The following is a 20,369-nucleotide window of genomic DNA, read 5'->3' as shown; positions in this document are numbered from 1 at the left end:
AAGACCGTGTTTCTCTTGTTCATTGGACGTCCTTCATTTGAATGCCAGGACCGACGACAGGGCCATGCCACGGACAGATTGCGTCTTTATCGCGTGTCCGGTCGAATGGTTCATCAAGAGCCGCCTGTTTTAAAAATAGCCACGGGACACTCCCCGTGGCTATCGCGATCAACCATCAGGTTGAAACGTCACTCTGGCAGCCGCCACCTGAAGCCGCTGCGCCATATGTGGCAGGCTTCATCATGCTATGGAGCCGGCAGGCGACCATTTGCTGACGGCCCGCCGGGTGCGGTTCATGAGGCACTCACGCGGTCACCCTGAACTCGGTCATCATGCCCGACTCGAGATGAGGCATGTGATGGCAATGCAGCATCCAGTTCGCGGTCTCCCCCGCATCCAGAGCCACTGTGACCATGGACATTGGTGGCACATAGACCGTATCGCGCCGCGCGCCCGCAAAGCGGCGGTTGTTGATGCCAACAACCTGGAAGGCATGACCATGCAAATGCATCGGATGACCCATCATCGACATGTTGTGGAACATTAGTTCCACTCGTTGACCGCTGGTCGCCTGTATCGGCCGATGCCCGCCCCAGGTAGCGCCATCGATGGTCCAAACATAGGGCTGCATGGAACCGCCAAGCATAACCATATGGGTGCGATCCGCCTCACGGGCCGGCAATGTATCGATGGCCCGCAGACGGGCTTCCTGTCCCAGATCGATATCGAAGGCAGGGGCCTCCGTTTCCGCCAGAGAGCTTATCTTTTTGACGGCGGCGCCCGATGTTGCAAGCACGATGCCGGTGCGCTCGCGCGCGCCCTCTCTGCGTGCGAGAACAGGCCACGCACCGCCCTCATTCGGCAGATCGATTTCAATGTCGAGCCGCTGGCCCATGGCCACGCCGAAGCGGGAGCCCGCGACCGGCTGCACCTCATGTCCATCCACCGCAACGAGCCGCCCCTCGACCGCACCCGTGTCGATCCAGAAGACGGTGGCAGATGCTCCATTGATGATGCGGAGCCGCACGCGACCGCCCTTTTCCACCTGAACAATTTCAGGATCGGACAGGGTGCGGTCGTTGGCGAGATAGGCATCCCAGTCATAGTCATTAAGGTCCATGGCGCTCATATCCATCGAACCCATATTGTCAGACATATCGCCCATGGCTCCCGCGCCATGATCCATTCCGCTGTGGTCCATACCCAACATTGCATCGGCGTCGCCGTTTCCGTGCTTGCCACCATGGCCACGAAGGATTTCTTCCATCACCTCTTCGGGTGCCTTGAAGGAAAAATCATGCAGAAAGAGAACCGCTTCTTGCCGGTCTGCAGCCACGTCTTCCGGCCGGCGCACGATCAAAGGCGCAGCAAGCAACTGCATTTCCTGCATTGGCACATGGCTGTGCATCCAATGGGTTCCAGGTAGAGGCGCGAAATCAAAGCTGCGTGTTTCGCCGGGAGTGAGCAGGGGTTGCGGCATGTCAGGCACCCCGTCCTGAACATTCGGCGGAATCTGACCGTGCCAATGGACAATGGTCGGAACCTCAAGCTCATTGGTCAGATCCACACGGAAAGGCTGGCCGGGATCAAGAGTCAAGCCTTGTCCTTCAGGACCGGCAAGGCCGAAGACCGTGGCTGCGCGTCCGTTGATATCAAGCGTGCGGCTGGCCGCAGAAAGCCCCAAAGCAGGCGCCTGTTGGGCGTGGGCCCGGGTCGGAAACCGGGATGCAGCGAGCATGGCTGCGCTTGCGGTCAGAAAACCGCGTCTGGAAAACGTTTTCATATGCGTCACCTTGGGACGACCTGTCCCATTCAAAGCTTCTAAGGATCGCGGCAGGCTGGCCCGCCGCGTGTTCAGAGGAGACGCAATATGGGAGGTCGGTAATTCGACCCAGGTGTCGTTGAAGGCAGAGTTTCGTCTGGAGAACGGAGATATTTCCCCCGCCGGGTCGCTTCGTTCAGCGCGATACGCTCAAGCGATGGCAACACCGACACCCCGGCGCAGATGAACTCACACAGGCCGATGTCGGCTTCATGCTTCTCTTCGCCGCCGCAAGAAGCCTTCGATGACGAGATGTCTTCCACGTGCTGAGAGTGTGCGCTGTAACCGGCCCCGCCGATCATGCCGGCCTCATGCGCCTGCGCCGTAAAGAGCACAGCGGAAAGCGAAAGCACCGTAGCAATGATCATCAGGATTCGAACCATGGCGACTGGATAGAGGGTCGCCATGGGTTTGTCAGCATCAGGAAATCATGTCTTGGAGAGCTGCGGCACAATGCAGCACACGCTCCCCGTCGGCACGCGGGTGCACTCCACCATGCATCATGTCTGCGTGGCGCTTCAAACGGCCCGCGAGGAGTTGGCTTATCGTGCGCCCCAGGTGTCGGAGAGGCGGTAGCCGCCGGGCCAGGGGTCGTCGGGGTCCAGCATGTGCTGGTGAATGCCCGTGACCCAGCCACGCCCGGAAATTTCCGGCAGGATGGCCGGCACGTCGCCCACACGGGTCTCGCCGAGAATGCGGCCGGTGAAGGTCGAGCCGATCAGCGAAACAGCCGTCAGCCGGTCCTGTGGCCCCATTTGCCCACGCGCCGCCAGAACCGCCATGCGGGCGCTGAGCGCAGTGCCGGTGGGCGAACGGTCGATCTTGCCAGGGCGGATCGCCACCGCAGCGCCTGCGCGCAGACCGTCCGCATCGCGCTCGACAGGGCCGGCGAAAAGGCAGAACGAAATATGCCGCCAGTCCGGGTTTTCCGGATGATGGAACCCCAGCGCCTCATTGGCGGCGGCGGTGATCTTCACGCCAAGCCGCGCCAGATCATGCGCCTCGTCCGGTTTCAGCGAAAAGCCGAGCGCCTGCGCATCCACGAAGACGAAACTGTCGCCGCCATAGGCCGTGTCCACGCTGAGCGTGCCAAGGCCTTCCACTTCCAGCGGCGCATCGAGCCGTGCGGCAAAGCTCGGCAGGTTCTGCACGAAAATGCGCTGCGCCTTGCCATTGGCGCACTCGGCCCGCACCCGCACCAGACCACCCGGCGCTTCAAGCACCAGCTCGGTGACCGGCTCGGTCATCGGCAGAATGCCGCCATCGAGCAGCACCGTGGAGACGCAGATTGAGTTCGAGCCGGACATGGGCGGCGTGTCTTCCGGCTCCATGATGATGAAGGCAGCGTCGGCGCGCGGGTCTTTCGGCGGCACAAGCAGGTTCACATGGCGAAAGACGCCTCCCCGCGGCTCGTTCAGAACGAAATTGCGCAGCGTCTCGTCCCGCGCGATCCACCGGCTCTGTTCCCACAGCGTGTCGCCCGGCGGTGGCGTGACGCCGCCCACGATCACGTCACCCACCTCGCCCTCGGCATGGGCGGAAATGACGTGAACCGTCTTGCTGCTGCGCATCTCATCGTCTCCTTTGCATAAAGTGTCAGGCGAGCCAGTCGGGAAGCGCCGTGCGCGCCCGACCACTCACCGCAGCTTCTGCGCAGTCGCGCAGAGAGCCGAACCGGACGCTGCGCCCGGAAAGGCCGGGTGCGTAATGGGCGTATTTGCCGGAATTGGTCATCAGCGTGCGGGCCTTCGGTGGGAAAACCGGCTCGGAGATCGAACACCAGCACAGATCCGCCACCACCTGCACGCCCGAGGCTTCAAGCCGGGCGATGACACCCGCCTCTCTGGCCTGCGCCAGCGCATCACGCCCCAGCGTGACAATCGCCGCCGTGTCGGCGTGGCAGACATGGCCATCGAGAAGCTGCGCCAGCGCCGCGCACTCGGCGAACGAAAAATGCGGACTGCCAAAGGCCACCAGATCGACCTGCTCGCCGCCGGCATTGAAGGTCTGCCACGCACCGACCAGATCGGCGGAGCCGATACGCGCGCTGTCGGCATCCGCCGCCACAGGTCCGTCCGCCTCAGGCGTGACGCCAGCCACATGCAGCATGGGTGCGGCCGAGGTCGTGCCGAACGCGGCGCACAGCGCCTTCAAATCGTCTTCGGACGGGTTGGTGCTCTCCAGCCCCGTGAGGAGTGGAATGCGGTCCGGCGAAAGCCGCCCGGCCAGCCAGCCAAGCAAGGGCCAGAGCGCATCGTCATATCCATGGGGCACATCCACATGGATCACGCGGCGCGGGGCGCGGTTATCGTCGAGATAAACGCCGGAAAGCGGGGCGCGACCGGTCAGCGCAATGCACAGATCGAGAAAATCGGGGTGTTTGACCGTGCGTGCGCCCAGAACACTGTTGGCGTAGATCACCGCGTTGGATTCGGCCCATGCGATGGCCTCGCCCTCACCCGGCGCTTCCGGCAGAAGATAGGGCGCACAGGTGAAGCTGGGGCGTGCGCCCATGTCGACATAGGCCTGCGCCAGACGCGCCGCCGGCTGTCCGAAATCGGGCGAAACGCCCTGCGCGCGCCAGTTTGCGAAATCGACGGAAATCGCGTTCATCGTGGTGGGAATGCGCAACCGCGCGCCAAGCTTCACCATCGCCTCGGCAAATCGCAGATTTGCGGGGCTGGCATAGATGCAGCCATCGATATGGCCGCGCGTGACATCCACCAGCCCTTCCGCGCCCTGGCTCGCCGCCATGGTGCAGATCATCTCCATGGCCAACTGTGCTGCAGCGCCCTGCCCGCCGGAGAGCATCTCCCGGTCGTCGTCGCCCAACACGAGATCGGCGCTGTCGAGAGGTTTCAACGGCACCGACAGCGCGCCGGCCTCAATGCGATCTGCATCGATCCGCGCAAATGGTGCGGCCGCAAGCGCGTCGTAGTCCGCCGGCCCCAGCCGCACAACGGAGAGCGGCCTGTCGAACATGCGCGCGGCAATCAGCGCGCCAAGCGTCAGAATGTCCTCCGCCTCGCGGAAGACCAGCGCTGCCGGCGCGTGGCCATTGAGCACGAGTTCCAGCAGCACGCCGCTGCCGGTGCACGAGCCACGGCTCGTCGGCATGAGCACCACCTTGCCGGCTATGGTCTCGCCACACAGCGGATGATGCGCGTCGATCACACGGCCAGTGGCCGGATCGACGCCGCCCCAGAAGCTCATGCCCTCGGAGAAGGCGAGCACCGGCCCCTCGGCCACGGCAGACAGAATGAGCTTTCCCATTGGTTCGCGCCGATCAGGTAACAACAAAGCCGTGCGCGAACGGGTCGCGATCGTCGATGAAGAGTGTGTTGAAGCCGGTCACCCGCGCCCAGCCGGCAATCGACGGAACGATTGCCGCGCGGTCGGCCACCTGCGTCGCCCGCTCGACACGACCGCGAAACAGCGAACCGATGATGCTTTCATGCACGAAATCATCGCCGGGCCTGAGCTTGCCCTTTGCGGCGAGCTGCGCCATGCGGGCCGACGTGCCGGTGCCACAGGGCGAACGGTCGATGGCCTTGTCGCCATAGAAGACCGCATTGCGCGCATGGGCCTCGGGATCGCGCGGCGCGCCAGTCCACAGAATGTGGCTCAGACCGTTGATCGCCGGATGCTCGGGGTGAACGAACTCATATTTCGCATTGAGCGCCGCACGCAGTTTCGGGCTCAGGCCGATCAGCTCGGAGGCAGTGAAGTCGGCCATGTCGCGAAAATTCTTTTGCGGCTCGACAATGGCGTAGAAATTGCCGCCATAGGCAACGTCAACGACGATCTCGCCAAGCCCTTCCACCTCGGCGGAAAGCCCTTCGGCATAAAGGAAGGCGGGCACATTGGTCAGCCGCACTTCCTCGATGAAGCGGCCTTCCTGGCGATAGGTGACATCAACGCGGCCAGCCGGCGTTTCCAGCCGCAGTTCGCCCGGCGTCTGCGGGCGGATCAGGCCATTCTCCAGCGCGATGGTGACCGTGCCAATGGTGCCGTGACCGCACATGGGCAGGCAGCCCGACGTCTCGATGAAGAGAACCGCCACGTCGCAATCCTCGCGTGTCGGCGGATAGAGGATCGCGCCGGACATCTGGTCATGCCCGCGCGGCTCGAACATCAGGCCGGTGCGGATCCAGTCATATTCGGCCAGGAAATGCGCACGTCTTTCCAGCATGGTCGCGCCACGCAGCATCGGCGCGCCCCCTGTCACCAGACGAACCGGATTGCCGCAGGTGTGGCCGTCGATGCAGGGAAAAGTGTACTGGGTCATGTCTACCTCGTAAAACGCGCCGGCGAGAATGGCGCAATGTCGATGCCGGGCTCCTGCCCCGTCAAAAGATCGGCCACGATATCGGCCGTGCCGGTCGACTGGGTCAGCCCCAGATGACCGTGACCGAAAGCGCAGATCACATCCGGACGGCCCGGCAGCGGGCCGATGGCCGGCAGCGTGTCGGGCAGCGAGGGCCGGAAGCCCATCCACTGCCTGCCGCCGGAAATGTCCAGACCCGGCAGGAACGCGGACGCCTTTTTCAGCATCGCTTCGGCGCGCGCATAGTTTGGCGGCAGGTCGAGCCCGCCAAGCTCCACCGCGCCACCGACGCGCAGGCCCGAGCGCAGGCGCGAAATCACGAAGCCATGTCCGCCGAAGGTGATGTGCATGCGCAGGTCGAACCCACCGCCGGGAAAGGTGGTGTTGTAACCGCGTTCCGTCTCCAGCGGGATGCGCACCCCGGCGGTGCGCGCCAGACGATGCGAGAATGCGCCGGCTGCCAGAACGACAAGGCCCATCCGGTCACCGGCGGTGGTGCGCACGCCACCCGGTATCAATGCCTGCGCTTGGGCAATCTCGATCTCGCCGCCATCGGCGCGAAACCGCTCGGCCAGCGCCAGCGTGTAATCCTTCGGATCGTCTATGGTCGCCCAGCCCGGCGTGAAGGTGGCGTGAGTGAAGCGCGGCGAGAGCCCCGGCTGATATTCGGCGATCTCGTCGCCCTCAAGATGACGGAAAGCAATGCCCGCGGCCTCGCGCGCCTGCCAGCCGGACAGCGAAGCGCGAAACTCGCGCGCGCCTTCATAGACCTGCAACTGCCCCTCGCGGCGCAGCATGCCGGTCAGGCCAGCCCGCTCAAGGAAAGGATCGAGCGTTTCCTGCGCGCGGCGCATCATCGCCGTCTGCGCGACGATGGAGGCGCGCACCTGTGCCGGCCAGCTCGCCCGCCAGAAACGCAGCATCCAGGGCGCGATGCGCAGCGCATATCCCGGCCGGATGCTCAGCGGCCCGAGCGGATCGAGCAGCCATTTCGGGGCCTGGCGAATGATCCTCGGTGAGGCCAGAGGCAGGATGTCGGGAAAGGCGAATGCCCCGGCATTGCCGGCGGACGCACCCGCCGCCGGCCCTTCACGGTCGATCACCTGAACCTTCAGGCCGCGCGCCTGCGCCGCCAGTGCAACCGAAAGGCCGATGACCCCGGCCCCGACGACGACAACCTCAGGCCTGCTCATTCAGCGTACACTCGAAAGGAAATTGCGTGTCTCTTCATGCTGCGCATCACCAAAAATCTGCTCGGGCGGGCCGATCTCGGCCATGATGCCCTTGTGGAAGAACGCGACCCGGTTCGACACGTCGCGAGCAAAGCTCATCTCGTGGGTCACACAGATCATGGTCATGCCATCGTCTGCCAACATTTTCAGCGTGTCCAGCACTTCACCCACAAGCTGGGGGTCGAGTGCGGAGGTCACTTCGTCAAACAGCATGTAGTCGGGCGACATGGCCAGCGCACGGGCGATTGCCATGCGCTGCTGCTGCCCGCCCGAGAGCCGGTTGGGATAGACCTTCAGCTTGTCGGCGAGGCCGACATGGCTCAGCTGCTGAACGGCGATCTCCTCGGCGTCGCGGCGCGACATGCCCTTCACCTTGCGCGGCGCGAGCGTGACGTTTTCCAGAACCGTGAGATGCGGGAACGCGTTGAACTGCTGGAACACGATGCCGATCTTGCGGCGTAAGAGGTTCAGGTCCGTTGTCTTGGCGTGCACCTCCGTGCCGTCAACGAGGATGCGCCCGCTGTCGATGGGCTCCAGCCCGTTGATGCAGGTCAGAAGCGTCGACTTGCCGGAACCGGAACCGCCAATCACCGACACCACCTCGCCCTTGTCGACGGTCAGGTTGATGCCTTTCAGAACCTCCAGCGCGCCGAAGGATTTGTGAACGTTTTCAATCTCAATCATTCTCTTGCCACCTTTTCTCCAGCCGGCCTCCCAGGCGGGCGATGGGAAAACTCAGGGCGAAATAGATCGCGCCGGTAATGAGCAGGATGAACATGGGCTCCTGCAGGCGCGTTACGAGGATCTGGCTGGCGCGCAGCAATTCGATGATGCCGAGCCACAGAACCAGGGCGCTGTCCTTCATCACCCCCAGGGTGAGACCGATCCAGCTTGGCAGGGCCACGCGCAGCGCCATCGGAAAGACGATCTGCGTCATGTCCTGTCCCCAGCTCAGCCCCAGCGAACGCGCCGCCCGGCGCGTCACCACCGGCACTGCATCGATCGCGCCACGCACGATCTCGGTGCAATAGGCCGAGGTGTAGAGCGCCAGCACCACGCAGGAGGTGACGAAGGGCGAGAGTTGCAGTCCCGCAATGGCCTGAAAGGCGTTTGCGAGGATCAGCTGGATAAGCAGCGGGACCGAGCGGAAAATGTCGAGCACGAAGACCAGCGGCAGGGTGAGCCAAGGGCTGACATGGCTTCGAAGGACACCGAACAGCAGACCCAGAAGCGTGCCCCCGACCACCGCCAGAATGGTAATCGACAGCGTGACGCCTGCACCTTTGATCAGGAACAGAATGTCGTTGAAGCTCAGAGAGGTTTCAAACATCGCCTTTCCTCCTCAATACCGGAACAGGCGCCAGGCGACGAGCCGCGCTGCGAACATCACGGCCTTGGCGATGCAGTAGTAAAGCACGGCCGCCAGAGCGAAGAGCTCGAAGGTGCGGAAGGTGCGTGCGTTGAGATCCTGCGTCACACCGGTCAGATCGGTGCTCATGCCGACGGTCACACCGAGCGAGGTCATGAGGATCGCCCAGACCATCTGGTTGGTGGTCGGCAGAAACGCGATGCGAAACATCTGCGGCATCACGATCAGGCGAAACGCCTTGGCCTGCCCCATGCCGAGCGAGCGGCCCGCGCGCACCTGCGTGTCGGGGATCGCCCGCAGCGCGCCGCGAAAGGTCTCGCACAGATATCCGGCATTGTTGAAGGTGATGCCGGCCAGAAGCGCGACGAAGGGGCTGAGATAGATACCGAAGGAACCGAGGCCGAAATGCGCCATGTAGATCTGAAACAGGGCGGGCGTGTTGCGCGCCACCTCAACCCAGGCCATGGCCGGCCATTGCAGCCATTTTGAACCGGAGTTGCGCGCCACCGCCAGAAGCACCGCAATGGTTATGCCGATCACCATCGACAGAACCGCGATCTGCATCGTTACAAGCGCACCGTCCAGCATCTGCGGCAGGGCACGAAAGGCCTGCCGCCATTGAAAGGTGTAATCGAACATCCTGCGCTCCGCTTTGTGTCCGTATTGGGCGGGGGGCGCAAAGCCCCCCCTTCCCGGATCAGCGGTAGACCTTGTTGACCGTCAGGTCCGGTGCTTCGCTGCCGACCCACTTGTCGTAGAGTTCCGCGTAACGGCCCGTGCGCACCTGCTGGTTGATGAACAGGTCGAGATAGTTCAGCAGGCCGTATTCGCTGCGCAGCGTGATCAGCGACACATAGTCGGGCAGGTAAGGCGCGTCGCCGCCAATGGTCAGGCCCTCATAGCGGCCGCTCTCCACGATGGAGGAGGCAACCGTGGAGGTCACGACAGTGGCGTCGATCTGGCCCTGCGACAGCGCGAGGAACACGTCGGCCTGCGACTGGTAGGGACGGAAGCTGCCGCCCTCGCCCCACTTCTTGATGTCCTCTTCCAGAGCGATGGCCTCATAGGTGCCGGCAACCGATCCGACGGTGCGGCCCTTGAGCGATTCATAACCGTCGATCTCGGTGCCATCGCGGGTCAGGACAACATTGGTGAAGGCGAAGTAGGGAATGGTGAAGCCCGCCGTCTTGGCGCGCTCAAGCGTGTCGGACGTCGAGGCGACACCCACATCCGCACGGCCCGAAACGAGTGCGGGAATGCGGTCGGGGAACGGGGTTTCGACGATCTCGGCCTCGACGCCCAGCGCCTTGGCAAGGTCGTTGCAATAGTCGACGTCGAAGCCAATCGGCTCGTTGTTCTCATCGCGCGAGCCCATGGGCGGGAAGTCCAGCACCACCGCACAGCGCAGCGTGCCGGAGGCGATGATGTCGTCCAGCTTGTCGGCTTTTGCCGGGCCAGCAACCATGGCGGCAGCCATCAGGCCGCCAGCGATAATCTTGAAGTTCATGTCTCTCTCCCAGGTTTTTGAGTTTCAGCCGGCCGGCACGCAGCGCGGCTGAAACCAGTGCAGGCAATCACAAAACCTACAAAAATACAATTTGCATATTTATTGCCGACAGAAAAAATTTTCCATTTTTTGTCAGAATCCCACGATCCTGTCGGGAAGCCATGTGGCGAGCGCGGGGAAGGAAGCGACCAGCAGCAGGGTCAGAACCTGCAGGGCGATAAAGGGCAGAACGCCACGGCACATCTGGCCATAGGTCATGCCCGGCGGCGCGATCGATTTCAGGTAGAAGATCGACGATGCCATGGGTGGCGTCAGATATCCGGTCTGGATGACGATCAGCACCAGCGTCGCAAACCACACCGGATCAATACCGGCCGCACGGATGAAGGGCGTGAAAAGCGGCACGCAGATCAGCACGTTCGCGGTCCAGTCCAGAACGAAGCCAAGGACGAAGACCACCAGCAGGAAGAAGATGATCATTCCTGTCGGGCCAAGCCCGGCGCTGTCGATGAACTCGCGGATCAGCCGAGCGCCGCCATTGGCCGCGAACGCTCCCATGAACATCGTGCCGGCTGCAACGATCAGCAGGATCATCGCCGAAATCCGCACCGTGATCGCAAGCGCGTCGCGCAGCATCGGCACGGAGAAACGCCCATTGAGAACACAAAGGGCCAATGCGCCGGCAGCACCCACTGCGGCTGCCTCGGTCGGCGACGCGATGCCGGCCAGGATCGATCCCAGAACGGCAAGGATCAAAAGCACCACCGGCAGCATGACCGTGACCGTCAGCCACAGCTTTTCTCCGAGCGCGACCGTTTCCTCTTCCGGATCACCGGGCTCTGGCTGCGGCGGATTGATGAGGCCATGGATGAAGATGTAGCCCAGGAACAGGACCACCATCAAAAGTCCGGGCACCATCATGCCGGCGAGCAGCTTGCCCACCGACATCTGCGCGAGCGAAGCGTACATCACGGCAATGACGGAGGGCGGGATCATCGTCCCCAGCGAGCCGCCGGCGCAGATCGTGCCTGCGATCAGCGAGTTGCCGTAGCGCGCCCGTTGCATTGCCGGGATCGCCATCATGCCGATCATCACCTCGACCGCGCCGACAACGCCGGCGGCAGCAGCAAAGATCGCGCCCATGGCGACGGTCGCCAGCGCCAGTCCACCCGGCAGGCGGGCAAGCCACAGGTTCATGACACGGAACAGGCGTTCGGCGATGCCCGAACGCTCCAGCAGCGCGCCCATGAGAATGAACATCGGGATCGCCGACAGGATAAAATTCGTCGAGGCGGAATAGAACGAGCCGTAAAGCTGGTTGAAAGCCACCTCGCCGAAGGCCGCAAGCCCTGCCCCGACTGCCACGACGATCAGGGAAAAGGCGATGGGCAAGCCCAACAGGATCAGCGCGAACAGCGCCGGAAACATAAGTCCTGCAATCAGCATGTCAGGTCTCGATCTTGAAACTGTCGTCGCTACGCGGTGCGGTCAACGCCCGCAGCCCCTCGGCGACAAGTTGCAGCGCCAGCGCGGCAAGGCCGATCGCCAGAGCGCTGTAGAATGGCCACATCAGCGGGGCCCACGGGCTGACATGCTCCACCTCTCCGGTCTGCCAGGCGCGCAGCGCACGCTGGCCGGCGATCAGCGCCAGCCATGTGAAGACCGGGCAGAGCACCGCAAGAAAGGCAAAACCGTCGATAGCGCCACGCACCCGCACCGGCATGCGCGACGACAGGAAGTCGATGCGCACATGGGCGTCTTCGCGCAGCGCCTGCGCCGCTCCGAGAACGAAGAGCACGCCCGTGCTCATGTAAGCGATATCGAAGGCCCAGAGCGTCGGCGCGCCAAAGACATAGCGCGCCACCACCTCATAAAGCATGGAGGCGATCAGGATCAGCACCATCGCCTGCGCGATGTAGTTCAACCCGAGGGAAATCCGGTCTGCGACGGAGAGCAGGAAGCTCTTCATGATCGCCTCCCCGCGTCTAGTTGCCGTTGCGGATCAGATAGCCGCTCTGCTCCGCCCAGCGATTCTCATAGGCGAAGTACTCGTCGAGGATCTCGGCCATGAGCGGCTTGCCGTCGGCCTTCTGCGCTTCGGCGGTCTTGCGGATCCAGTCGCGCCCGGCATCGGACAGTTCCTGCTGGAAGGCAGGTTCCAGCTCGATCACCTCGGCCTTGCTGGAGCGAAGCGTCTCCATCGCCTTCATGTCCTGATCATAGAAATGGATCAGCGACTGCATCGTGGTCAGCTCGGATGCAGCTTCGATCTTTGCCTTGAGGGCATCGTCGAGTGCGTCCCAGGTCTCCTGCTTGACGACCACTTCCCACAGGAAGGTCGGCTGATGCACGCCCGGCACGACGATATACGGCGCGGCCTCATGGAACCCTTCCGGCAGATTGCCCGAGGGCGGGCCCCACTCAATGGCGTCGACGCCCTTGCGCTCCAGAAGCGTGTAGATTTCACCCGGCGGCACGACGGTCGGAACCGCACCGAAATAGTCGCGCATCACCTCGGCCCAGGGACCGGATGTGCGGTATTTCAGGCCCTTGAGGTCGGCAGCGCCTTTGATCGGCTTGTTGGCGTGCGCCATGATCTCGGAAGAACCAATACCGACGACAAGCGACTTCAGGCCTTCTTCGGCGCGCAGTTCGGAAAGCTTCTCACGGCCACCGCCTTCGAAGATCCAGGTGGAATAGGCTTCGGGGCCCATGCCGCCCGGAAAGCCTGCGAAGATCGCATTCACCGGGTTCTGGTTGACGAGATAGCTCGGCGTGGAGTGGCCGGCCTCGACAATGCCGTCCTTCACACCGTCATAGACCTGAAGCGCCGGAACGAGAATGCCCGCGCCGAATGGCTGGATCTCGACAGCACCATCCGTCAGGCGGTCGACATTGTCGGCAAAGCGCTCAAGGAAATTCACATAGAAGGGAGAACCTTCGGGCACCGAGGTCGGCACGCGCCAAGTCACTTCCTGCGCCTGTGCGGCCGTGGCGGCCAGCGCCACTGCTCCGGCAAAGGCCAAACCTTTGAGATCAAGAAACATATCAACTCCTCCTTTGACGTTCTTGGTGGCATCCAACCAAAGCCGGCTACGGATGCACTCAAAATTTATACAAACTCAATTCTCCATGTCGACAAAAAAAATAATTAAATTTTTGAAGGCGCGCGCCCCCTGTTCCGAAAGCCGGCGGAACCGGTTGAACCCAAAAAAGAAAAGGCGCGGCGCGCATCCATGATGCACACCGCGCCCCTTCAAGGACGATTGGAGCCAAGCTCCCTGAACCGCAGTGCGGTCAGCCGCGCGCGTCTTCCGGCAGCAGCGCCTCAGGCATGTTCTGGTAGCAGACCGGCCGCAGGAAACGCCGGATCGACAGCGTGCCGACACTGGTCGCTCCGAAATTGGTGCTGGCCGGATAAGGCCCGCCATGCACCATCGTGTCGGAAACTTCCACACCGGTCGGGAAGCCATTCACCAGCAGGCGACCGGCCTTGCGTTCAAGGATCGGACGCAGCGCCTGCGCAGCCTCGATGTCGGCTTCGTCGATATGCAGCGTCGCCGTGAGCTGCCCCTCAAGACCGCGCGCGATGGCCTCGAACTCCTCAGCCGAAGCCGCACGCACGACGAGGCCGAGCGGGCCGAACACTTCGTGATGCAGCATCGGGTTCTCGAGGAACTCCGCCGCCGTGGTCTCGTAGAGAGCCGGCGAGGCGCTGCGCCCCTCGGCCTCGGTCACCATGACCGGGCGCGCGGCGCTGCTTTGCGCAATCTGATCACGGCCAGAGCAGAAGGCCTGCGCGATGCCGTCCGTCAGCATCACCTGCGCGTCGATCTGCTTCAGCCCATCGGCGGTGGCCGCGATGAAACGGTCGGCAGCTTCACCATCAATGACAAGAGCGATGCCGGGATTGGTGCAGAACTGCCCTGCCCCCATGGTCAGCGACCCGGCCCAGCCGCGTCCGATTTCCTCGCCGCGCGCCTGAAGCGCCTCCGGCATCACGAACATCGGATTGACCGAACCAAGCTCGCCAAAGAAGGGGATCGGCTCGGGCCGCGCGGCGCACAGATCGAACAGGGCGCGTCCGCCGGCAAGGCTGCCGGTGAAACCAACCGCCTTGATCAGCGGGTGCTGCACGAGCGCGGCGCCAACCTTGCGGTCGCCGCCCTGGATGAGCGAAAAGACGCCGGCGGGCATGCCGCATTTTTCAACTGCCGCAAGGATCGCCTCGGCGACGATCTCGCCGGTGCCGGGATGCGCCGAATGGCCCTTCACCACGACCGGGCAGCCTGCGGCCAGCGCGGCGGCCGTGTCGCCACCGGCAGTCGAGAAGGCGAGCGGGAAATTCGATGCGCCGAACACCGCGACCGGCCCGATCGGGCGCTGCACCATCACCAGTTCCGGGCGCGGAGCGGGCTGGCGATCGGGAAGAGCCGCATCATGCCGACGGTCCAGATAGTCACCCTTGCGGATGTGATCGGCGAACAGGCGAAGCTGGCCGACCGTGCGTCCACGCTCTCCTTCGAGCCGACCGGCGGGCAGGCCCGTCTCCTGCGTTCCGATTTCGGTGATGTCTGCGCCACGCGCATCGATCTCGTCAGCGATGGTCTCGAGGAAGACGGCGCGCTGTTCGCGCGAGGTCGCCGAATAGGTCTCGAACGCCTGCTCGGCAGCCTGAACCGCGCGATCCACGAGATCGACGGTGCCCACCGAATAGTGATGGCTGGGACCGTGCGCGGGCGATGATTCGAACGTGTCGCTGCCAGCGATCCATTCACCTGCAATCAGGTGTTTGCCGTGAGGTTTGAAGGGCATGAGTCCCCTCCTTCTTGCTGTGGGTTTCAGTCCATCGCGAGGGTGTCGGAAAGCCGCAGGTCTTTGCTGCTGCATGGCTTGCATCCGCCTCTTTCTGCATACAATATGTATACAGGATTGCAACCCAGCAACCGGAGGAAAGGACATTTTATGACGGAAACAACGCTGGCCATCGGCGAACTGGAACAGCTCGTCGAGGAGATCCTGCGCAAGGGAGGACTGTCACCGCTTCATGCGGGAGCGGTTACGCGCGTGATCGTGGCGGGTGAGCGCGACGCCTGCAAATCGCATGGCGTCTATCGCATCGAGGGCTGCCTGCGCACCATCAAGGCCGGCAAGGTCGTGCCGGATGCCAAGCCGGCGCTGACCAGCGACGGGACCGCGATTGTTCGCGTTGATGCGCGCGGCGGCTTCGCCAATGCCGCGTTCGAGCTTGGCGCGCCGGTGCTGGCGGAGAAAGCCCGCACGATGGGGCTGGCCGCGCTCGTCATCAACGACTGCACGCATTTTGCGGCCCTCTGGCCGGAGGTCGAGGCACTGGCCGAACTGGGCCTTGCCGCCATGGCCATGTGCCCGAGCTATGCCAGCGTCGCACCCGCCGGCGGCAGCGCCCCGCTTCTGGGAACCAACCCGTTTGCCTTCGGCTGGCCGCGCCGCGACAGCGATCCCTATGTATTCGACTTCGCCACCAGCGTCGCCGCGCGCGGTGAGATCGAGCTGCATCGACGCGCCGGCAAAACCCTGCCCGAGGGCTGGGCCATCGATCCGGACGGCAACCCGACCACCGACCCGGAAGCAGCACTTGCCGGTGCAATGCTGCCCTTCGGCGGACACAAGGGCTCGGCCATCTCAACCATGGTCGAGCTGCTGGCCGGCGTGATGATCGGCGACCTGACCAGCCCCGAGGCGCTGGAAGCCCTGGGCACCACCACACTCGCGCCCGCCCATGGCGAACTGATCCTCGCCTTCGATCCCGCCCGCTTCGCACAGGGACGCGCAGGCGACCCGATGGCGCGCGCGGAGGTGCTGTTCGAAGCGTTTGCCGGACAGGGCGCACGCCTGCCATCGCAGCGCCGTTTCGCGGCCAGGGCAAAGGCCCGCGCGGAAGGCATTCGCCTCAGTGCAGACGAGATGGCGCTGCTGGAGCGGTTGCGCGAACAGGGGCTGGACGCGGTCTAACCCCTTAGGGGCAGCCTTCATTCCATCGAAGATAAAAAAGCCCTCCCGGAACCAGCCGGGAGGGCTTTATTTGTCGTCACAGGCCTCAGGCGGCGTATTTGGTCACCGCGCCGGGCAGCTTGCTCCACTCCGCATACCATTCGCGGAACAGGCGATACTGCGCCTCGGCATAGCCGCGCTGGCTGTCGGAGAGCTCGTCCGTCTCGTTGAAATGCAGGGTGTATTCCTTGTCGCCGTTCAGCACCATCATGTGCTTGTAGTAGAGGACGAGATCCGGCCCTTCGTCGAAGGAAGAGAGAACGGCCAGCGCCGCATCCAGCTCGGCGGCCCGCTGGCGCGCATCGGCGTCGCCGGCAGCGGCAGCCTGGCTGAGCGCAACCAGATGCAGCACTTCCTTCGGCAGCACATTGCCGATGCCGGTGATCGCGCCGCTGGCGCCGCAATTGACGAAACCATGAACGACAGTCGTGTCGACACCGATCATGAGCTTGATCGTCTCGTCACCGCTGGTGATGTTCTCGGCCGCGTAACGCAGATCGGCAGCGCCGCCGAATTCCTTGAAGCCAACCAGATTGGGATGCTCGGCGCGCAGCGCGAAGAACAGGTCGGCACGGGTGGCGAAACCATAATACGGGCTGTTGTAGATGACCGCCGGCAGGTCGGGCGCAGCCGCGAGAATGGCCTTGAAGTGGTTGCGCTGTGCTGCGGGCGAATTGCCGCGCGACAGGACACGCGGGATGACCATCAGACCATGAGCACCCACCTTGGCCGCATGCGCCGCATGCTCCACTGCCTTGGCGGTGTTGACCGCACCGGTACCGACAATCACGGGAACGCCGGCCTCGACCAGACGCGCCACGCCCTCCATGCGCTCCTCATCCGTCAGAAGCGGCCAGTCACCCATGGACCCGCAATAGACAACGCCGCGCATGCCTGCTGCGATCAGCTCTTTGCCCTTGCGCACCAGTGCATCGAAATCCGGCGTCCGGTCGTCCTTGCACGGGGTCATCAGCGCGGGAATGCAGCCCGTGAAAATATCGTTGCTCATGCTCGTCTCCTTCGAATGCATGGTTTCGCGCGGCGCACGACATCCGTCCGCACCTGATTCCAGATTGGATCAAGAGGAAAATATCACTTGTATTTTTTTTGTCGACACAAATTTTAGGCAATGTGCTTTCCCTGCCCCAGACATTGAGGCGCAGGGAAAACAGACATGCATTTGACAGGCCAGCGTCCCGGACAAAGGACGCCGACATTGGCCTAAAGCGCGATTTGCTGACGATGATCCCGGGCGATCATGTTGCGGATCTGCGCAACGATCTGATCGGCATGCTCGGTTGCCAGCTTGTCAGCCGTTTCCACGTCGCGGGCTTCGATTGCGGCGATCATGTCCTCGTGTTCGACGACATAGCGCTGCGGCAGCCGGTCGTTGAAAGACGAGTAATAGAGCCGCAGAAGTCGCCGTCCCTCGTCAAGCAGGCGCAGGAACAGGCTCTCATAATAAGGGTTGCGCCCGGCTGCAGCGATGGCTGCGTGAAATTCACGATTGGTGGCGATCATCGCCAGCGCATCCTGATCTTCCACCGCCTTGGCGAACTCTGCCTGGCGGGCGCGGATCGTGACCAGGTCTTCGGGCTGGTAGTGCAGCGCCGCCAGCCGCGTGGTCACGCGATACATCAGCGTGATGGCGTCAAAGAATGTGTGCAGGTTGAGAAAGTCGATATTGGCGACGACAGTTGAGCGGTTCGGAAGCGTGGTCACCAGCCCGTCACCGGCCAGACGCACGAGGGCCTCGCGGATCGGCGTGCGCGACATCGACAGGCGCTTGGCCAGCTGGATCTCATCGATGGGGCTTCCAGGAGCCAGCGCGAGATCCAGAATTTCGTCCCGCAATACGTCGTAGACAAACTGTACGCCGGAACCGCGCTTGCGTTCAGTAGTTTTGCGCGTGGCGCTATCAGACATTTTCGCTCCTCGTGTGCACAAGAAAAATACTGTTAGATGGCAGATGGATTAATCGTCAAGTTCAGTTGAGGCCATAAAGTCAGTTTGTGGCTGGCAAGACATGCCGCCTGCGATCCGTGACAGTAAATCCGCAGATCCGGGAAAGATCGGCTGGCGGGCGCGTTCAAAGAGGCAGTTCCTCAAACACGGAAACGATGGCGTCACGCACCACGAGCACCGCCGGATCGCGCAGCACGTCTGGCCTCCATCCCAGCTCAATGCCATAGGCCGGCAGCTCCAGCGGGCAGGACAGGACTTCCAGACCAGCCAGGTCGGCCACGGCCCGCGCCGCGTGGGTCGGCATCGTCGCGATTGCGTTTTCTCCGCTGAGAAGAAACGGCACGGCGGCAAAATGCGTCGTCGAGACCTCCACGCGTCGCCGCAGCCCAAGGGCGAACAATGCATCATCGACGATCCCGACATAGCCGCCCGACGAAATCAGCAGGTGATCGCGGCGCAAAAACGCCTCCAGATCCAGTTCTCCCGCCCCGCCGCCGGGGCGTTTTTGGGCAACACAGGAATATCCACCGGTCATGACCGTCTGGCGTCCAATGGAACGCGATGTAAACCCGCCCGCCGCCAGCACAAGATCCACCGTCCGGCCGGCGAGCATATCCGTCGCCTGATAGCTGTTCGTCTGCCGCAGCAGCAGGCGAAGCCCCGGCGCATCGACCCGCAGCCTGTCTGCCAGCGCTCGGCCAATGGCGATCTCCAGATCATCCGAGAGGCCAATGGATATGGTGCGGTCGCTGAAGGACCGGCTGCCTTCGTCCGTGGCGAGCAGGGTCTTTCGACACAGGTTCAGCGCCTCGCGGACCGTTGCGCTCAGTTCATGCGCCCGCGCGGTGGGCACCATGCCCCCGCCCCCCCGCTCAAACAGCCGGTCCTGATAGACCGTTCGCAAACGGGAAACCGCGGCACTCACGGCAGACTGGGTGAGCCCGAGCCGTAGAGCCGCCCTGCTCGCGCTGCCTTCCTCGTAGATCGCCTCGAAAACCTTCAGCAGGTTCAGGTCCACATCCAGAATATGAATTTCATTCATGATGGTTAGTTCCGACTCGACCTTGATTTATAGTACGTCAGGAACCTAGGGTCAGGCCCCATTAATATGGAGGCTCGCCGCTCATGACCAAATCCATCATTTCCGCGTTGCAGATCGGCTCATCGCCAGCCGGAAAGGCTGAGACGCTGTCAGCGATCCTGAGCCATGAACAGGAGATCCGAAGCACCGGCGCAAACCTTGTCGTCATGCCGGAAGCCGTGCTTGGCGGATATCCAAAGGGAGAGACATTCGGCACCCGGCTTGGCTACCGGCTTCCGCAGGGGCGCGAGGCCTTTGCCGCCTATTACGAAAACGCCATCGAGCTGCCCGGCCCGGAGACGGAAGAACTGGCCGGCCTCTCAGCCCGCACCGGGGCAAATCTGGTTGTCGGCGTCATCGAGCGTGGCGGCAACACGCTTTACTGCACGGCCCTGTTCTTCACCCCCGAAGAAGGGCTGGTCGCAAAGCACCGCAAGCTGATGCCGACCGGAACCGAAAGACTGATCTGGGGTCAGGGTGACGGGTCCACCATGCCGGTCATCGACACTGGCGCCGGACGCATCGGCGCGGCGATCTGCTGGGAAAACCACATGCCGCTTCTGCGGACAGCCCTTTACGCCAAAGGGATCGAGATCTGGTGCGCGCCGACCGTGGACGAACGCGATGTCTGGCAGGCTTCAATGCGCCACATCGCCCATGAAGGGCGTTGCTTCCTTGTCAGCGCCTGCCAGTATCAGCCATCCCCGCAAGAGCTGGGCGTAACCGTCGAAGACTGGGACGATGCGCGCCCGTTGATCAATGGCGGAAGCATGATCGTCGGCCCTCTGGGCGATGTTCTGGCTGGCCCGCTCACGGGGCGCGAGGGGCTGGTAACGGCCGAAATCGACCGCGCCGAGCTTGTCCGCGCACGCTACGATTTCGACGTGGTCGGCCATTACGCAAGACCGGATGTCTTCAGCCTCAACGTGGATGAACGGCCAAAGGCGACGGTGCGGTTTACCGGTTGACCTGATGGGTCGAAAGAGCCGACACCCGCAACCGCTGCCGGTTCATACACCAGCGCCGGGATGAG

Annotated in this window: 19 protein-coding genes; 2 read left to right on the top strand and 17 right to left on the bottom strand. The window is 63.1% G+C overall.

Annotated features, from left to right (window positions below; genetic code table 11):
• Positions 1-304 precede the first annotated feature (304 nt).
• The 14 genes from NDI72_RS05745 to NDI72_RS05680 form a co-directional block, all read right to left on the bottom strand.
• Complete coding sequence (locus NDI72_RS05745) at positions 305-1,783, bottom strand: multicopper oxidase family protein (RefSeq protein ID WP_283799904.1); 1,479 nt, start codon at positions 1,781-1,783, stop codon at positions 305-307.
• A 71-nt stretch (positions 1,784-1,854) separates the two neighbouring features.
• A complete protein-coding gene (locus NDI72_RS05740) occupies positions 1,855-2,229 on the bottom strand; it encodes a hypothetical protein (RefSeq protein WP_283799903.1) in 375 nt (124 codons plus the stop codon).
• A gap of 135 nt (positions 2,230-2,364) precedes the next feature.
• Positions 2,365-3,393, bottom strand: coding sequence for a trans-3-hydroxy-L-proline dehydratase (locus tag NDI72_RS05735; protein ID WP_206544105.1), 1,029 nt, complete (start codon positions 3,391-3,393; stop codon positions 2,365-2,367).
• 25 nt (positions 3,394-3,418) lie between these two features.
• Entirely contained in the window at positions 3,419-5,095 is a 1,677-nt protein-coding gene (gene lhpI, locus NDI72_RS05730) for a cis-3-hydroxy-L-proline dehydratase (RefSeq protein WP_283799902.1), read from the bottom strand.
• Positions 5,096-5,108: 13 nt separating this feature from the next.
• Entirely contained in the window at positions 5,109-6,110 is a 1,002-nt protein-coding gene (locus NDI72_RS05725; RefSeq protein WP_206553658.1) for a 4-hydroxyproline epimerase, read from the bottom strand.
• A 2-nt stretch (positions 6,111-6,112) separates the two neighbouring features.
• Entirely contained in the window at positions 6,113-7,342 is a 1,230-nt protein-coding gene (locus NDI72_RS05720) for an NAD(P)/FAD-dependent oxidoreductase (protein ID WP_283799901.1), read from the bottom strand.
• Positions 7,343-8,065: an amino acid ABC transporter ATP-binding protein gene (locus tag NDI72_RS05715; protein ID WP_283799900.1), complete on the bottom strand. Its 723-nt coding sequence runs from the start codon at positions 8,063-8,065 to the stop codon at positions 7,343-7,345.
• Entirely contained in the window at positions 8,058-8,711 is a 654-nt protein-coding gene (locus NDI72_RS05710) for an amino acid ABC transporter permease (protein ID WP_206553660.1), read from the bottom strand. The genes NDI72_RS05715 and NDI72_RS05710 overlap by 8 nt, the downstream gene beginning before the upstream one ends.
• A 12-nt stretch (positions 8,712-8,723) precedes the next feature.
• Positions 8,724-9,389 carry an amino acid ABC transporter permease gene (locus tag NDI72_RS05705; RefSeq protein ID WP_206544109.1) on the bottom strand — a complete coding sequence of 222 codons (666 nt, stop codon included), beginning with the start codon at positions 9,387-9,389 and terminating at the stop codon, positions 8,724-8,726.
• A gap of 58 nt (positions 9,390-9,447) precedes the next feature.
• The gene (locus NDI72_RS05700) at positions 9,448-10,257 is read right to left on the bottom strand and encodes an ABC transporter substrate-binding protein (RefSeq protein ID WP_113152818.1); all 810 of its coding nucleotides are present in this window, start codon (positions 10,255-10,257) and stop codon (positions 9,448-9,450) included.
• Positions 10,258-10,389: 132 nt separating this feature from the next.
• Positions 10,390-11,703, bottom strand: coding sequence for a TRAP transporter large permease (locus NDI72_RS05695; RefSeq protein ID WP_113152819.1), 1,314 nt, complete (start codon positions 11,701-11,703; stop codon positions 10,390-10,392).
• 1 nt (position 11,704) lies between these two features.
• A complete protein-coding gene (locus NDI72_RS05690) occupies positions 11,705-12,226 on the bottom strand; it encodes a TRAP transporter small permease subunit (protein WP_113152820.1) in 522 nt (173 codons plus the stop codon).
• A 16-nt stretch (positions 12,227-12,242) separates the two neighbouring features.
• Positions 12,243-13,304, bottom strand: a complete 1,062-nt coding sequence (gene dctP / locus NDI72_RS05685) for a TRAP transporter substrate-binding protein DctP (protein WP_222474002.1) — start codon at positions 13,302-13,304, stop codon at positions 12,243-12,245.
• A 250-nt stretch (positions 13,305-13,554) separates the two neighbouring features.
• Positions 13,555-15,072 carry an aldehyde dehydrogenase (NADP(+)) gene (locus NDI72_RS05680; protein WP_283799899.1) on the bottom strand — a complete coding sequence of 506 codons (1,518 nt, stop codon included), beginning with the start codon at positions 15,070-15,072 and terminating at the stop codon, positions 13,555-13,557.
• Positions 15,073-15,222: 150 nt separating this feature from the next.
• Here NDI72_RS05680 and NDI72_RS05675 point away from each other — a divergent pair, with 150 nt between their 5' ends.
• Entirely contained in the window at positions 15,223-16,251 is a 1,029-nt protein-coding gene (locus NDI72_RS05675; RefSeq protein WP_283799898.1) for an Ldh family oxidoreductase, read from the top strand.
• An 85-nt stretch (positions 16,252-16,336) separates the two neighbouring features.
• Here the strand turns inward: NDI72_RS05675 and NDI72_RS05670 are convergent, their stop codons facing one another.
• The 3 genes from NDI72_RS05670 to NDI72_RS05660 form a co-directional block, all read right to left on the bottom strand.
• Complete coding sequence (locus tag NDI72_RS05670) at positions 16,337-17,299, bottom strand: dihydrodipicolinate synthase family protein (protein WP_113155991.1); 963 nt, start codon at positions 17,297-17,299, stop codon at positions 16,337-16,339.
• A gap of 212 nt (positions 17,300-17,511) precedes the next feature.
• The gene (locus NDI72_RS05665) at positions 17,512-18,216 is read right to left on the bottom strand and encodes a GntR family transcriptional regulator (RefSeq protein WP_283799897.1); all 705 of its coding nucleotides are present in this window, start codon (positions 18,214-18,216) and stop codon (positions 17,512-17,514) included.
• Between the two features lie 163 nt (positions 18,217-18,379).
• A complete protein-coding gene (locus tag NDI72_RS05660) occupies positions 18,380-19,297 on the bottom strand; it encodes a LysR family transcriptional regulator (protein ID WP_283799896.1) in 918 nt (305 codons plus the stop codon).
• 83 nt (positions 19,298-19,380) lie between these two features.
• Here NDI72_RS05660 and NDI72_RS05655 point away from each other — a divergent pair, with 83 nt between their 5' ends.
• A complete protein-coding gene (locus NDI72_RS05655) occupies positions 19,381-20,304 on the top strand; it encodes a carbon-nitrogen hydrolase family protein (RefSeq protein WP_283799895.1) in 924 nt (307 codons plus the stop codon).
• The last annotated feature ends 65 nt before the right edge of the window (positions 20,305-20,369 follow it).

Source organism: Nitratireductor sp. GZWM139, assembly GCF_030068685.1.
In the GTDB taxonomy this organism is placed as follows: Bacteria; Pseudomonadota; Alphaproteobacteria; order Rhizobiales; family Rhizobiaceae; genus Nitratireductor; species Nitratireductor aquimarinus.
Note: the sequence above shows the minus strand (reverse complement) of the source record. Positions and strands in the feature narration are given on the sequence as shown.